The 13406-nt window shown below is 72.5% G+C and carries 12 protein-coding genes; 9 read left to right on the top strand and 3 right to left on the bottom strand.

The annotated features are described in order from the left end of the window. Nucleotides 1-144 precede the first annotated feature (144 nt). The 4 genes from OG584_RS14735 to OG584_RS14720 all read left to right on the top strand — a co-directional run bounded on the left by OG584_RS14735 (nt 145) and on the right by OG584_RS14720 (nt 3876). Nucleotides 145-846, top strand: a complete 702-nt coding sequence (locus tag OG584_RS14735) for an ABC transporter permease (RefSeq protein ID WP_405778279.1) — start codon at nt 145-147, stop codon at nt 844-846. A gap of 2 nt (nt 847-848) precedes the next feature. Beyond that, nucleotides 849-1517 (top strand): ABC transporter permease, encoded by a 669-nt coding sequence (locus OG584_RS14730; protein ID WP_405778278.1) that lies wholly within the window; start codon nt 849-851, stop codon nt 1515-1517. A gap of 177 nt (nt 1518-1694) precedes the next feature. Continuing rightward, complete coding sequence (locus OG584_RS14725) at nt 1695-2678, top strand: ABC transporter substrate-binding protein (protein WP_405778277.1); 984 nt, start codon at nt 1695-1697, stop codon at nt 2676-2678. Nucleotides 2679-2787: 109 nt separating this feature from the next. Further along, nucleotides 2788-3876 carry a hypothetical protein gene (locus tag OG584_RS14720; RefSeq protein WP_405778276.1) on the top strand — a complete coding sequence of 363 codons (1089 nt, stop codon included), beginning with the start codon at nt 2788-2790 and terminating at the stop codon, nt 3874-3876. A 142-nt stretch (nt 3877-4018) separates the two neighbouring features. On the opposite strand, the gene OG584_RS14715 is transcribed toward OG584_RS14720, so the two are convergent. Beyond that, on the bottom strand, nt 4019-5161 hold the full coding sequence (locus OG584_RS14715) for an NADH-quinone oxidoreductase subunit D (RefSeq protein ID WP_405778275.1): 1143 nt from the start codon (nt 5159-5161) through the stop codon (nt 4019-4021). A 34-nt stretch (nt 5162-5195) separates the two neighbouring features. Next, a complete protein-coding gene (locus tag OG584_RS14710; protein WP_405778274.1) occupies nt 5196-6152 on the bottom strand; it encodes an SAM-dependent methyltransferase in 957 nt (318 codons plus the stop codon). 96 nt (nt 6153-6248) lie between these two features. On the opposite strand from OG584_RS14710, the gene OG584_RS14705 reads away from it, so the two are divergent. Both OG584_RS14705 and OG584_RS14700 read left to right on the top strand, forming a co-directional pair. After that, nucleotides 6249-7448 (top strand): sensor histidine kinase, encoded by a 1200-nt coding sequence (locus tag OG584_RS14705; protein ID WP_405778273.1) that lies wholly within the window; start codon nt 6249-6251, stop codon nt 7446-7448. Nucleotides 7449-7705: 257 nt separating this feature from the next. Further along, nucleotides 7706-8383: a response regulator gene (locus tag OG584_RS14700; protein WP_405778272.1), complete on the top strand. Its 678-nt coding sequence runs from the start codon at nt 7706-7708 to the stop codon at nt 8381-8383. 20 nt (nt 8384-8403) lie between these two features. On the opposite strand, the gene OG584_RS14695 is transcribed toward OG584_RS14700, so the two are convergent. Beyond that, nucleotides 8404-9648: a threonine aldolase family protein gene (locus tag OG584_RS14695; protein WP_405778271.1), complete on the bottom strand. Its 1245-nt coding sequence runs from the start codon at nt 9646-9648 to the stop codon at nt 8404-8406. 117 nt (nt 9649-9765) lie between these two features. Here OG584_RS14695 and OG584_RS14690 point away from each other — a divergent pair, with 117 nt between their 5' ends. From OG584_RS14690 to OG584_RS14680, 3 genes are read left to right on the top strand one after another with little or no spacing between them, the layout of a single operon-like run. Beyond that, on the top strand, nt 9766-10665 hold the full coding sequence (locus OG584_RS14690) for a Rossmann-like and DUF2520 domain-containing protein (protein ID WP_405778270.1): 900 nt from the start codon (nt 9766-9768) through the stop codon (nt 10663-10665). Next, nucleotides 10662-11612: a pantoate--beta-alanine ligase gene (panC, locus tag OG584_RS14685; RefSeq protein ID WP_405778269.1), complete on the top strand. Its 951-nt coding sequence runs from the start codon at nt 10662-10664 to the stop codon at nt 11610-11612. The genes OG584_RS14690 and panC overlap by 4 nt, the downstream gene beginning before the upstream one ends. Further along, on the top strand, nt 11609-13405 hold the full coding sequence (locus tag OG584_RS14680; protein ID WP_405778268.1) for an L-aspartate oxidase: 1797 nt from the start codon (nt 11609-11611) through the stop codon (nt 13403-13405). The genes panC and OG584_RS14680 overlap by 4 nt, the downstream gene beginning before the upstream one ends. Nucleotide 13406 lies beyond the last annotated feature (1 nt).

Below are 13406 nucleotides of genomic sequence, written 5' to 3'. Positions count from 1 at the left end.
ATGGTCCGGTTGTGAAGGCCATGTTGCTGCAGTGCGACGGATCCCGGCATTGTCAGTGGTCGGGGTTAGGGTCGCCACTGAGTTGAGGAAACCCGATGGGGACGGGATTGCCGGAGCGGCGGCGAGGCCGGGAGGTGGGGCGGGATGGCCGGGCAGAACTGCATGGCGAGGAACGACTGGCTCTGCTGGGACTACGTCACGTCCCGCAGCCACGAGCTGACCGACGCGACGGTCCAGCACGTCTGGATCACCGCGGTGTCCGTGGCGATCGGGCTCGTGGTGGCGCTTCCGCTGGCGCTGCTCGCCCGCCGCGGACGGGTGTTCGCGGGGCCGGTGCTCGGCCTGACGACGGTGCTCTACACCGTGCCGTCCCTGGCGATGTTCTCGCTGCTGCTGCCGTGGTTCGGGCTGTCGGCCTCACTGGTGGTCACCGGGCTCGTGCTGTACTCGCTGACCATCCTCGTACGGAACATCATGGCGGGCCTCGCCGCCGTCCCCGGGGACGCCCGCGAGGCGGCGCTGGGCATGGGGTACGGGCCGGCCAGGCTGCTGTGGGAGGTCGAACTGCCGCTGGCACTCCCCGCGATACTCGCCGGAGTGCGGATCGCCACGGTCTCCACGGTCGCTCTGACGACGGTCGGCTCGATCGTCGGCAAGGGCGGCCTCGGCAACCTCATATCGGACGCGCTGCCGACCCTCTTCAAGGCACAGGTGCTGACCGCTTCCGTGCTGTGCGTGCTGCTGGCGGTGCTGGCCGATCTGCTGCTGCTCGGCGTGCAGCGGCTGCTGACGCCCTGGACTCGAACAAGGACGCCGAAGGCGGTCCGGACGGCTGAGGCGGTCTGATCATGGGCGAGTTGACCGATGCCTGGAACTGGCTGACGACGGGGGCCAACTGGTCCGGGGAGAGCGGTGTGGAACACCGGCTCGCCGAGCATCTGACGGTGAGCGGCATCGCGTTCGCGCTGGCGTGCCTGATCGCGCTGCCGGTCGCGCTCCATCTGGGCCATCTCGGCCGGGGCGGGGCGCTGGCCGTGAACATATCCAACGCCGGGCGCGCGATACCGACGTTCGCTGTGCTCGCGCTGCTGCTGCTGACCCCGTTGCGCTCGCACGGCGATCTGCCGACCGTGATCGCTCTGGTGCTGTTCGCCGTGCCGCCGCTGCTCACCAACGCGTACACCGGGATGCGTGAGGTGGACCGCTCGGTGGTGGAGGCGGCCCGGGGGATGGGGATGTCCGGGAGCCAGCTGTTCCTCCGGGTCGAGCTGCCGCTGGCCTATCCGCTGATCATGACCGGGCTGAGGTCGGCCGCCGTCCAGGTGATCGCCACGGCAACGCTGGCCGCGATGACCGGCGGCGGTGGTCTCGGCCGGATCATCACGGCCGGGTTCAACACCTACGACACCGCGCAGGTGGTGGCGGGTGCGCTGCTCGTCGCCGCGCTGGCCCTCGTCGTCGAGGGCCTGCTGGTGGTGGCGGACCGGCTGCTCGACCCGCGGCGCAAGGCGGCCTGAGGCCGGCCTGTCATCCGCCCGCGCCGCGCACAGCCGACCGCGTCCCGTCCCTGCCGCCCCTGCCGTCCCTTCGCCGGCCCCTGTTATCTCTGTTGCCTGTACTTCCTCTGTCGCATCTACTGCCTCTGCTGAATCTCCCGAACGTTTCCCAATCACCTGTCACTTGGAGTGGACCTCATGATCAAAACCTCGCGAATAGCGGGCGCGGTGCTCGGCGTGGTGGCTCTGACGGGCTCCCTCGCGGCGTGCGGCGGCGGCGACAGCCTGGAGAAGGGCAAGGACGGCGGCGGATCGAGCGCCGCCAAGGGGTCGGGCAAGAAGGGTTCGCTCGTCGTCGGCGCCGCCGGTTTCACCGAGTCGAAGGTGCTCGCCGCGCTGTACAGCCAGGTGCTGGCCAACGCCGGATACAAGACATCGGTCACTTCGGTGAACAACCGCGAACTGTACGAACCCTCCCTGGAGAAGGGCCAGATCGACGTCGTACCGGAATACGCGGCCACTCTCGCGGAATTCCTCAACGCCAAGGTGAACGGCGCCAAGAAGGCGGAGAAGAACCCCGTTGCCTCCGGTGACGTCACCGCGACCACGGCGGCCCTGCAGAAGCTCGCGGGGCCGCGCGGACTGAAGGTCCTTCCGGTCGGGGCCGCAGTCGACCAGAACGCGTTCGCCGTGACCAAGGAATTCGCCGCGAAGAACAAGCTCAAGACGCTTTCGGATCTGGGGAAGTCAAAGGCGAAGGTCAAGATCGCCGCTGGTGACGAATGCAAGGTGCGGCCGTTCTGCGAGCCGGGTCTGAAGACGAAGTACGGCATTGATGTCACCGGCATCGACCCCAAGGGCGTCGGTACTCCCCAGGCCAAGCAGGCGGTCAAGGACGGTACCGACCAGCTGGTGCTCACCACCACCACGGACGCGACGCTGGACACCTACGGCCTCGTCCTGCTCCGGGACGACAAGAAGCTCCAGAACGCCGACAACGTCCTGCCGGTCGTCAATGCCAAGGACGCCGGAAGCCCCGAGATCGCGTCCGCTCTCGCCAAGCTCACGTCGGCGCTGACGACAGCCGACCTGGTCCAGCTGAACCGCAAGGTCGACTCCGAGCGTGCGAAGCCCGACGATGTCGCGAAGGACTATCTGAAATCGAAGGGCTTGATCAACTAGCCGGACCGGCCGGATCCCGGGGAATGGCGGCAAGCGCCGAGGTAACCGCTGGGGAACAAATCCCGGTGCGGTCGTCCATTCGGCTCGTACGCACGGTAAATTTCGAGCCATGCCACGTGGACGCCACCGCCATTCCCCACCCCTGCACCGCCTGCTCCAGCCCTCGGCCGTAGCCGGTGCTTCGCTCCTTCTCGCCGTCGGCGCCTGGCTGTTCGCGGATCCCCTGGTGCTCCGCTGCCTGGTGGCGGCCGCGGCTGCCACCGCGGTGACCGGTGCGGTACTCATGCGCAGCTGGGACCGGATCGCGGGCCGCAGGGTCGCCGAACTGACCCGGTCACGTGCCGCAGAGGAGTGGCGGTCCGAGGAGCGTACGGCCGAACTCGAGGGTGACCTGGAGGAGTCGCGCGCGCTGCGCGTCAAGCTGGAGACGAAGCTCCGCGCCAAGCGGGGCGAACTGGCCGCGCTGCGCGGGGAGCACGCCGCGCTGCTGCGCCGGTACGCCACCGCCGAGACCGAGCGGGCCGGCGCGCTGGAAGGCCGCAGACTCCTGGCGATCGAGGCGGCCGCCCCGGCGCGGGCGGCCCTGCCCGCAGCGCGCTCCGCGCTCACCCCGGCCGCGTACGCGAAGGCCGCTCAGGCACTCGGGACGCTGTCCCGCAACGCCGCGTCCCAGCGGGGCCGGCGGGACAAGCAGACCCAGCGGGATGCGGCGAAGCCGGAGGGGAAGCCTGCGGCGGCCGACGGCGAGCACACCCGCCCGCCGTCGGCTCTGCCCGCTCCGCGTCGCCTTCCGGCGACGGCCGTGGCCCCGTACACCCCGCAGCAGGGCCGCAGCCCCCGGACGGTGGGCGGCTTCGACTTCTTCGGCATGCAGAACCCGCAGAGCCCGCAGAGCCCGCAGAACCCGCAGAGCCCGCAGAAGGAGAAGGCGGCGTTGGCCCTGGAGCCCGCGCAGCTGGCCTCGGTGCAGAACGAGGACCTCGCGGATGTGGTCGGCGCGGAAGCCCTGGCGGCGCACCGCGCAGCGGCGGCCGTCGCCGGTCCTGAGGCCGGCCCGGACAGCCTGGGCAGCGGCCTGGAGGACGGCGCAGGCATCCGCAGCGACGCGGAGCGCGGGGTCGGTCAGGTCATCGACCTGACCGAGCACGACGAGACGGAACAGATCGACGTGGGCGAGCTGCGCACGGCGATCTCCTAGCGCAGGTCACCGGCGTCACCCGCGTCCACAGCGACACCGGCGGCCCTTGCACGCGAACCTGCCGTTGCACGCGAACGGCCCGTGCACGCGAACGGCCCGGACCCTCCAACGGGGTCCGGGCCGTTCGCGCGTTCCGTGCCACCTACTTGTCGATGTCGCCGACCACGAAGAAGAGCGAGCCCAGGATCGCCACCATGTCGGCGACCAGGGTGCCGGGGAGCAACTCGGTCAGCGCCTGGATGTTGTTGAACGACGCCGAGCGGAGCTTGAGGCGGTACGGGGTCTTCTCACCCTTCGACACCAGGTAGTAGCCGTTGATGCCGAGCGGGTTCTCGGTCCAGGCGTACGTCTCGCCCTCGGGGGCCTTCAGGACCTTCGGGAGCCGCTGGTTGACCGGTCCGGGGGCCAGCGAGGCCAGCCGGTCCAGACAGGCGTCGGCCAGGTCCAGCGCGTTGTGCGTCTGCGCCAGCAGCACCTCGAAGCGCGCCAGGCAGTCGCCCTCCTCGCGGGTGACGACCTTCAGGGTGTCCTGGAGATCGCCGTACGCGAGGTACGGCTCGTCGCGGCGCAGGTCGAAGTCGACGCCCGAGCCGCGTGCGATCGGCCCGCTCACGCCGTACGCGTGCACGGCATCGGACGAGAGGGTCCCCACGCCCCGGGTGCGGCCCCGGAAGATCTCGTTGCCGAGGACGAGGTCGTCGTACACGTCCATGCGCGAGCGGACATCGGCGACGGCTTCCCGGGCCCGGCCGAGCCAGCCCGCCGGGAGGTCCTCCTTGAGCCCGCCGACCCGGTTGAACATGTAGTGCATCCGGCCGCCGGAGACCTCCTCCATCACCGCCTGGATCACTTCGCGCTCGCGGAAGGCGTGGAACACCGGGGTGATACCGCCCAGTTCGAGCGGGTACGAGCCGAGGAACATCAGATGGTTGAGCACCCGGTTCAGCTCGGCGAGCAGTGTGCGCGTCCAGACGGCGCGTTCGGGGACCTCCATGCCGAGCATCCGCTCGACGGCCATCACGACGCCCAGTTCGTTCGAGAAGGCGGACAGCCAGTCGTGCCGGTTGGCGAGCATGATGATCTGGCGGTAGTCGCGCGCCTCGAAGAGTTTCTCGGCCCCCCGGTGCATGTAGCCGATGACCGGCTCGGCCTGCTGGATGCGCTCGCCGTCCAGGACCAGGCGGAGGCGGAGCACTCCGTGCGTGGAAGGGTGCTGGGGGCCGATGTTGAGCACCATGTCAGTGCTCTCCGCGGCGCCGCCGATGCCGACCGTCGTCTCCGTCATACGGGCCAGTATCCCCGGCGGGGGCCCGTCCCCCCTATCCGGCCCCGGCCGCCGGGCCGGCCCGCTGGATCAGCCACCCGAAGTCCCCGAGCCCGCCCCGCGCCACCAGCTCCGCTGCTTCCCCCGCCGCCGCCAGGGCCCTGACGTACGCCGTGGGATCGGTGGCGGCCAGCGCGAGGGGCGGGCGTTCGCCGCTGACGCCGAGAGCGTGCAGCGCCTCCCGCTGGGTCCGCAGCTCCGCGCCCGGCAGCGCGCACGCGTCCAGCGCCACATGCGCGGTGATGTCGCAGCTCCCGTCCGGCACCGGCCGCACCTCGCGGCCGTCCCGGAAGCCGGTGAGCGTGCCGAAGGGCGGGCGGGCCGCCCGCGCGTGTGCGTAATCGACGGCCACCGCGAGACCCGCATCGACGGTGGAGGCCGCCGCCGCCCACGCCTCGTCGCGCGGGCGGCCGATCTCGGCACGCCGGCCCGGCTCGTCCAGTGGCCACCAGCGCTCCAGCCACTCCGCGTCGGCCCCGGTCACCGCAGCGCCCAGCCGCTCCGCACCGTCCGACGCCCGGACCTGCACATAGCGCGGCGTCCCCGCGTCGTCCGTCTCCGCGACGTCGACCGGCACATTGTCCAGCCACTCGTTCGCGAAGAGCAGCCCACGCACACCGGCCGGCGGCTCGGCGCACCAGACGACGCGCTCGTCGAGCCCGGCCGGACGGGGCGCGCGCTCGACGGCGTACGCGCGCACCGGGAAGTCCGCGGGCAGCGCCGCGAGCACCCCCGCCACCAGCTCGCCGCGGCCCGCCCCCATGTCGACCAGGTCCGGGTCCGTGACCCCGGACTCCGTCAGCAGCCGGGCGACAGCGAACGCGAACAGGGGGGAGGCGTGTACCGAGGTACGGAAGTGGCCGGCCGGGCCCTCCGGCCGCAGGTAGAAGCCGTCCGCCCCGTACAACGCCGCTTCCGCCGTCTCACGCCACCCGCGCCACTCATCAGTCACGGCGTCAAGTCTCCACCTTGGGGAGTACTCCCCGGGTGACCGGATCGGCCCTCCGGTTGACCCTGACACCTCTCCGGCATCCCTACGCTGGGTTACGTGCAGCGTCTCTACGCCTTCATCCGCAGACACCCGACCTTGGTCGACGGCTTCTGGGCCGTCATCCTCCTCGGGTTCTCCGCGGTGCAGTGGGAGGCGTCCCGGATGGGGCACGGGTACGACCTCAAGTCCGTCCCCGTCCTCCTGGGCCTGTGCACGGCTCTCGCCCTGCGCCGCCGGGCGCCCGAGAAGATGCTGCTGCTCGTGACACTGCTCGGGGTGGCGCAGCTCGTCCTCGACATCGAAGCGGGGCCCGCGGACTTCGCGATGCTGGTCCTGATCTACACCGTCGCCGCCGACGGGGAGCGCTGGGCCTCCCGGTTCGGCCTGATCGGCGGTCTGTGCGCGGGGACGCTCGCGCAGCTGCGCTGGCACGAGGAGACGGCCGCCGGCTGGGTGCAGGAGGTGGTCCTCACGATGGTGGCGACGGTTCCGTTCATCCTGGCCTGGGTGCTGGGCGACTCGGTACGGACCCGGCGGGCCTATTTCGCGCAGCTGGAGGAGCGGGCCGCCCGCCTGGAGCGGGAGCGTGAGGCGCAGTCGAAGGTCGCGGTCGCGGGGGAGCGCGCCCGGATCGCCCGCGAGCTGCACGACGTCGTCGCGCACAACGTCTCGGTGATGGTCGTCCAGGCGGACGGCGCCGCCTATGTCCTGGACGCCTCGCCCGACCAGGCCAAGCAGGCGCTGGAGACGATCTCGTCCACCGGCCGCCAGGCGCTCGCCGAGATGCGAAGGCTCCTGGGGGTGCTGCGGACCGGCGACGCGCAGGAGAGCGGCGAGTACGTTCCGCAGCCCGATGTGCAGCAGATCGAGGACCTGGTGGAGCAGGTCAGGGTCGCGGGGCTGACCGTGGACTTCCGTATCGAGGGGACACCGCGGCCGCTGCCCAGCGGCGTGGAGCTCACCGCCTACCGCATTGTGCAGGAAGCGCTCACCAACACCCGCAAGCACGGCGGGCCCGACGTGGGCGCCAGTGTGCGTCTCGTCTACTTCGACGACGGACTCGGCCTGCTGGTCGAGGACGATGGCCGGGGCGCGGCGCACGAGCTCTACCAGGACGGCGGGGCGGACGGTCAGGGGCACGGGCTGATCGGGATGCGGGAGCGCATCGGCATGGTCGGCGGCACCCTGGACGCGGGCCCGCGTCCGGGCGGTGGTTTCCGGATCAGCGCGCTGCTGCCGCTGAAGCACGCCCACTGACGGCGGTCCCGTGATCTCCGGCGGGCGCACGACGACAGCTGCGGCACTCCCCCCAGCCTCCGGCCGGGGCCCCACGCCGCGTTGTCGGAACGCAGGAATACGTCCAGTATGCGAACGTCCCCCCGCCTCGCGGTGCACCGCGTCCGACACCGTGCGCCGATGATCCACCAGGGGCGACGGGACAGCCCCGGGCCGGGCGACGAGCCCGGCCACCGGCCCACGAACGGGGCCCGACCACGAGAAAGGAACGTTACGAGATGGCGATCCGCGTAATGCTCGTCGACGACCAGGTGCTGCTGCGCACCGGCTTCCGGATGGTGCTCGCCGCCCAGCCGGACATGGAGGTCGTCGCGGAGGCGGGCGACGGCGCGGAGGCGATCGGCATTCTCCGGTCGACCACGGTCGACGTGGTGCTGATGGACGTCCGTATGCCCAGGCTGGACGGCGTCGAGGCGACCCGGCAGATCTGTGCGCAGCCGGCAGCGCCCAAGGTGCTGATCCTGACGACCTTCGACCTGGACGAGTACGCGTTCTCCGGGCTGAAGGCGGGCGCCAGCGGATTCATGCTCAAGGACGTGCCCCCGGCGGAGCTGCTCGGGGCGATCAGGTCCGTCCACAGCGGTGACGCGGTGGTCGCGCCGTCGACGACGAGGCGGCTCCTCGACCGCTTCTCACCGATGCTGCCGAGCACGGTCGCCGACCCGCAGCACAAGGAGATCGACCGGCTCACGGACCGCGAGCGCGAGGTGATGCTGCTCGTCGCTCAGGGCCTGTCCAACGGCGAGATCGCGGCCCGCCTCGTGCTGTCGGAGGCCACCGTGAAGACGCACGTCGGCCGCATCCTGACCAAACTGGGGCTGCGGGACCGGGTGCAGGTCGTCGTCCTCGCGTACGAGAAGGGGCTGGTGCGGGCCGGGGGCTCCGGGGCGCGCTGACGGGACGCCCCGGAGGAGCCTCACCGCACCCGGCGTACGAACTCCCGCACCGCCTCCACGACGTCCTCGGCGCTCCACGAGAGCCCCGGTTCCGCCACCGTCACCTCGGCCAGTGACACCCCAGGCACCCCGCCCGGTGCGGGGTGGAACTGCTGGAACAGCGCGACCCCGGTCTCCTCGGCCTGTCCGACCGCCGCCTCCGACAGCGCTTCCGCCCCGTACGGCAGCCACACCTGGAACTGGTGGGTGTGCGGCACCTCGGGACTGACCCGGAACCAGGGCACGCCCGCAGCCCGGAACCCGTCCGCGAGACCGGCGGCGACGACCTTCGCGTGGGCGACGTACGAGGGCAGCCGGGGCAGTTCCCGCTCCAGGCCCAGCAGGGCCGACAGCGCGGCCGGATACTGCTGGAAGACCTGGCCCCCGTACCGGTGACGCCAGGTCCTGGCCTCGCCGATCAGTGAGGCCGGTCCGGCGAGCACGGCGCCGGACAGGCCGTCCAGGGACTTGTAGAAGGAGACGTACACACTGTCCGCGAGCCCCGCGATCTCCTCCAGGCCGCGTCCGAAGTGAGGGGTGCACTCCCAGAGCCGCGCGCCGTCGATGTGCACCACCGCATCACGCTCCCTGGCGGCCCCGACGACGGCGACCAGCTCGTCCCACGTCGGCAGGACGAAACCGGCGTCGCGCAGCGGCAGTTCCAGCATGAGTGTGCCGAAGGGCTCCTCGAAGTCGCGTACCTCGTCGGCCGTGGGGAGCCGGGGCGCGGAGGCCGGGTGGACCGTACGCAGCCCGCTCACCGACCCGAAGGCACCCCGTTCGTGCAGCTCCGGGTGGGCCATCGGGTGCAGCGCGACCACCGGGTCGCCGGTGCGGCCGGCCCAGCACCGCAGCGCGACCTGCTGCGCCATCGTGCCGGTCGGGAAGAAGGCGGCGTCCGGGAACCCGAGCAGAGTGGCCACCCGGCGCTCAAGCTCGGCGACGACTCCGTCGCCGTAGATGTCCACCTGCTCGTCCAGGTCGTACACCGAGCCCGCGTCCGCGGCCAGCGCGGTCAGCCGCTCGCCCAGTGTGGCCGTCGCTGACGACCGTGAGAGCACCCGTCGTGCGCCGCGCAGCGCCGCGTTCCTGCGCTGCCGCAGGCCCCGCGCGTTCGTGTCCTGTGCCTCCGTGCCCGGCGGGGTCACCTCCGGCGCGTCCGGCTCCCCGCTGTCCGTGTCCTGATCCTTCGTGTCCGCCCCGGTGGTGCCTGCCTCGTTCGTCATGCGCCGATCCTCGCCCGCGGCCTGTGGACAGTCCAACGAGTTCCCCGAAACCTGGGCGTAGCATGACGGGGAAATCGTCCGGTACCCCTCGCGGACTGGAACGGAAGGCCTTCCCACGTGAACGCATCAGCAGAGTCCCGCCCCGCGCGGCTCACCGTCGGCGTGGTCGGAGCGGGCCGGGTGGGGCCCGCGCTCGCCGCCGCACTGCAGCTCGCCGGACACCGCCCGGTCGCCGCGTCCGGCGTCTCCGACGCATCCGTCCGCAGGGCCGCCGTCCTGCTCCCCGACGTCCCCCTGGTCACCCCGGCCGAGGTGCTGGCCCGCGCCGAGCTGGTCCTGCTGACCGTGCCCGACGACGCGCTGCCCGCGCTGGTGGAGGGCCTGGCCGAGACCGGGGCGATCCGGCCGGGACAGCTCTTGGTCCATACGTCGGGCCGGTTCGGCACCGCGGTCCTCGACCCGGCGCTTCGGGCCGGCGCCCTGCCGCTCGCACTGCACCCGGCGATGACCTTCACCGGCACATCCGTGGACGTCCAGCGGCTGGCCGGCTGCTCCTTCGGGGTGACCGCGCCGGACGAACTGCGGCTGGCCGCCGAGGCGCTGGTCATCGAGATGGGCGGCGAGCCCGAGTGGATCGCGGAGGAATCCCGTCCGCTCTACCACGCGGCGCTCGCTCTCGGCGCGAACCACCTGGTCACCCTGGTTGCCCAGTCGATGGAGCTGCTGAGCACCGCGGGGGTCGCAGCCCCCGACCGGATGCTCGGGCCGCTCCTCGGCGCCGCCCTCGACAACGCCCTCAGGTCCGGCGACGCCGCGCTGACCGGGCCGGTCGCCCGTGGCGACGCGGGGACGGTCGCCGCGCACGTCGACGAGTTGCGCAAGCACGCACCGCACGCCGTCGCCGGCTACCTCGCGATGGCCCGTACGACCGCGGACCGCGCCCTCGCCCACGGGCTGCTCAAGCCGGAGCTGGCCCAGGACCTGCTGGGAGTCCTCGCGGACGGGGAGACACGATGACCGCGCTGCTGCACACGGCCGCCGCACTGCAAGCGCTGCCGCGCGCGGACTCGGGTACGGCTCCGGAGGCGGGCAACGGCTCCCGCACCACGACCGTCGCCCGCGTCACCCCCGCCGCGGTCCGCGCGCAGGACCCCGCGCCCCGTGCCGTCGTCATGACCATGGGCGCCCTGCACGAAGGCCACGCCACCCTGATCCGGGCAGCCAGGGAGCGGGTGGGGGAGACGGGGCAGGTCGTCGTCACGGTCTTCGTCAACCCGCTGCAGTTCGGCGCGGGTGAAGACCTCGACCGCTATCCCCGGACCCTCGAAGCGGACCTCGCGGTGGCCGAACTGGCGGGCGCGGACGCCGTCTTCGCCCCGGCGGCCGACGAGGTCTACCCGGGCGGCGAGCCCCAGGTCCGCATCGCGGCGGGCCCGATGGGGGAGCGCTTCGAGGGAGCGGCCCGCCCCGGGCACTTCGACGGAATGCTCACGGTCGTCGCCAAGCTGCTGCACCTGACCCGGCCCGGCCTCGCACTGTTCGGGCAGAAGGACGCCCAGCAGCTCGCCCTGGTACGGCGGATGGCGCGCGACCTGAACTTCCCGGTCGAGATCGTGGGCGTACCGACGGTCCGTGAGCCGGACGGGCTGGCGATGTCCAGCCGCAACCGGTTCCTGTCCCCCGGGGACCGCACCACCGCACTGGCCCTTTCCCGTGCCCTGTTCGCGGGCCGCGACGCCCTCACCGGCTCCACGTCGGCCACCCCCGCGGGCGTGCGCGCCGCAGCGCGGGCCGTCATCGAAGGGACAGCGCTGTCCCTCGACTACCTCTCCCTGATCGACCCGTCCGACTTCACCGAGGCCGCCGACGACCACCGGGGCGAAGCCGTCCTCGCGGTCGCCGCCCGGGTCGGTGCGACGCGTCTGATCGACAACATCCCGCTGACCTTCGGGGAACCACAGTGACCGGAACCGGAATACGCCTGCACGCACCCGCCCCCGGCTGGGAGATCGACGCCGACGTCGTGATCGTCGGATCCGGCGTGGCCGGCCTCACCACCGCGCTGCGCTGCACCGCCGCGGGGCTGCGCACCGTCGTGGTGACCAAGGCCCGCCTGGACGACGGCTCGACCCGCTGGGCCCAGGGCGGCATCGCGGCCGCGCTCGGCGACGGCGACACCCCCCAGCAGCACCTCGACGACACGCTGGTCGCGGGGGCGGGGCTCTGCGACGAGGCTGCTGTCCGCACCCTGGTCACCGAGGGACCCGACGCCGTACGCAGGCTCATCGCGACCGGCGCGCACTTCGACACGGACGAGAGCGGTGGCATCGCGCTCACCCGGGAGGGCGGCCACCACCGGCGCCGTATCGCCCACGCGGGCGGCGACGCCACCGGCGCCGAGATCTCCCGCGCCCTGGTCGACGCGGTCCGCACGGCCGCGCTGCGCACCGTGGAGAACGCCCTGGTCCTCGACCTCCTCACCGACGCCGAAGGCCGTACGGCAGGCGTCACGCTGCACGTCATGGGGGAGGGCCAGCACGACGGCGTCGGCGCGGTCCGCGCACCCGCCGTCGTGCTCGCCACCGGCGGCATGGGCCAGATCTTCTCGGCGACGACCAACCCGGCCGTCTCCACCGGCGACGGTGTGGCCCTCGCACTCCGCGCGGGCGCCGAGGTCTCCGACCTGGAGTTCGTCCAGTTCCACCCCACCGTGCTCTTCCTCGGCTCGGGCGCCGAGGGCCAGCAGCCACTGGTCTCCGAGGCGGTACGGGGCGAGGGCGCCCATCTCGTCGACGCCGACGGGGTCCGCTTCATGACCGGGCAGCACGAGCTGGCCGAGCTGGCCCCCCGCGACATCGTGGCGAAGGCCATCACCCGCCGCATGCAGGAGCACGGCACCGAGCACATGTATCTCGACGCCCGGCACTTCGGCGCCGAGATGTGGGAGCAGCGTTTCCCGACGATCCTGGCCGCCTGCCGCAGCCACGGCATCGACCCGGTGACCGAGCCGGTCCCGGTCGCCCCGGCCGCCCACTACGCGTCGGGCGGTGTCCGCACCGACCTGCACGGCCGCACCACAGTCCCCGGTCTGTACGCGTGCGGCGAGGTCGCCTGCACCGGCGTGCACGGGGCGAACCGGCTCGCGTCCAACTCCCTCCTGGAGGGCCTGGTCTTCGCGGAGCGCATCGCCGACGACATCGCCGGCACCGCCGCCGGCCGGTCGGCGGCGCCGGCTTCCGGCGGGCCCGTTCCCCAGGCGCAGACCCGCACGCTCCCGCTCCTGGAGCCCGAAGCCCGTCTCCGTATCCAGCGCATCATGACGGCGGGCGCCGGAGTGCTCCGCTCGGCGCGGAGCCTCGCCGGTGCGGCCGACGGGCTGGACGTGATCCGTGCCGAGGCGGAGGCGGCCGCAGCGGCCGAGGCGGTGGCGGAGGCGGCGGCGGGCGCCGCCATGGACGCGGCGGCGGCCGGCGCCCCCGAAGCGCTGCCCGCAGTCGCGCTGAAGCCCACCGAACCGGGCGTCGAGGCCTGGGAGGCGACCAACCTCCTCTGCGTCGCCCGCGTCCTCACCGCCGCCGCGCAGCGCCGCGAGGAGACCCGCGGCTGCCACTGGCGAGAGGACCACGCGGACCGCGACGACGCCGGGTGGCGCCGCCACCTCGTCGTACGGCTGCGCCCCGACCGTTCGCTCGCCGTGCACACCACGGACAGCGCCGACTTCCCCCCGACCGTCCCTCAGCGTCCTCAGGAGCAGTGAC

Source organism: Streptomyces sp. NBC_00859 (assembly GCF_045161865.1).
GTDB lineage: Bacteria > Actinomycetota > Actinomycetes > Streptomycetales > Streptomycetaceae > Streptomyces.
The sequence above is the reverse complement of the archived record's forward strand: the minus strand, read 5'-3'. Positions and strand labels throughout refer to the sequence as shown.

What these genes read in the sequence shown, in the direction of transcription:
- OG584_RS14720 (WP_405778276.1), top strand. Translation starts at nt 2,788, where the DNA reads ATGCCACGTGGACGCCACCGCCATTCCCCACCCCTGCACCGCCTGCTC.
- OG584_RS14730 (WP_405778278.1), top strand. Translation starts at nt 849, where the DNA reads ATGGGCGAGTTGACCGATGCCTGGAACTGGCTGACGACGGGGGCCAAC.
- OG584_RS14735 (WP_405778279.1), top strand. Translation starts at nt 145, where the DNA reads ATGGCCGGGCAGAACTGCATGGCGAGGAACGACTGGCTCTGCTGGGAC.
- OG584_RS14700 (WP_405778272.1), top strand. Translation starts at nt 7,706, where the DNA reads ATGGCGATCCGCGTAATGCTCGTCGACGACCAGGTGCTGCTGCGCACC.
- OG584_RS14695 (WP_405778271.1), bottom strand. Translation starts at nt 9,648, where the DNA reads ATGACGAACGAGGCAGGCACCACCGGGGCGGACACGAAGGATCAGGAC.
- OG584_RS14715 (WP_405778275.1), bottom strand. Translation starts at nt 5,161, where the DNA reads ATGACGGAGACGACGGTCGGCATCGGCGGCGCCGCGGAGAGCACTGAC.
- OG584_RS14725 (WP_405778277.1), top strand. Translation starts at nt 1,695, where the DNA reads ATGATCAAAACCTCGCGAATAGCGGGCGCGGTGCTCGGCGTGGTGGCT.
- panC (WP_405778269.1), top strand. Translation starts at nt 10,662, where the DNA reads ATGACCGCGCTGCTGCACACGGCCGCCGCACTGCAAGCGCTGCCGCGC.